Below are 622 nucleotides of genomic sequence, written 5' to 3' on the forward strand. Positions count from 1 at the left end.
GTACCTATCAATGTCCTTGGGGAATAAACACCGTGTTAGTACAGTGCTGTTTCATCCAACTCATCCATGTCTTTTTATGATAATTTCATATTTATGATAATTTAACGGAGTCTTATTATGAGTGAAAAAAATGCTCATGTAGTATGCCCACATTGCCAAGCAACGAATCGTGTACCAGATTCCAAACTCAGTGCTGCACCAAACTGCGGTAAATGTGCGAAGCCTTTACTGACTGCAACGCCGCATGAGTTAAATGCCCAAACGGTGAGTAAAGTCATTCAAAAAAATGAAGTGCTGACCATCGTAGACTTCTGGGCCAGTTGGTGTCAACCTTGTCTTATGATGGCACCGGAGTTCAAGATAGCTGCCAGCCAGTTGCCACAAATCGTGTTTGCTAAAATACAAACCGATAAATATGAGCAAGCAGCGGCGCCTTATAATATTCGCAGTTTACCAACGATGGTAGCATTTAAAAATGGTAAAGAGATAGCACGGCAGTCGGGAGCGTTACCAAGCCATCAAATCGTGCAATGGGTACAAAGCTTAAAGTAGTTGTTATTACAATAAATGCTGTCTCAAAAGTCTGACTTTATTGAATTCAACAAAAAGCCAATACGTGTAT

At 40.7% G+C, this 622-nt stretch carries 1 protein-coding gene; it reads left to right on the forward strand.

Features of this window, described 5'->3' with window-relative positions; genetic code table 11:
* Positions 1 to 117 precede the first annotated feature (117 nt).
* A complete protein-coding gene (gene trxA, locus JMW90_RS13535) occupies positions 118 to 552 on the forward strand; it encodes a thioredoxin (RefSeq protein WP_011514383.1) in 435 nt (144 codons plus the stop codon).
* Positions 553 to 622: the final 70 nt, after the last annotated feature.

It is taken from the genome of Psychrobacter glacincola (genome assembly GCF_904846215.1).
Taxonomy (GTDB): Bacteria; Pseudomonadota; Gammaproteobacteria; order Pseudomonadales; family Moraxellaceae; genus Psychrobacter; species Psychrobacter glacincola.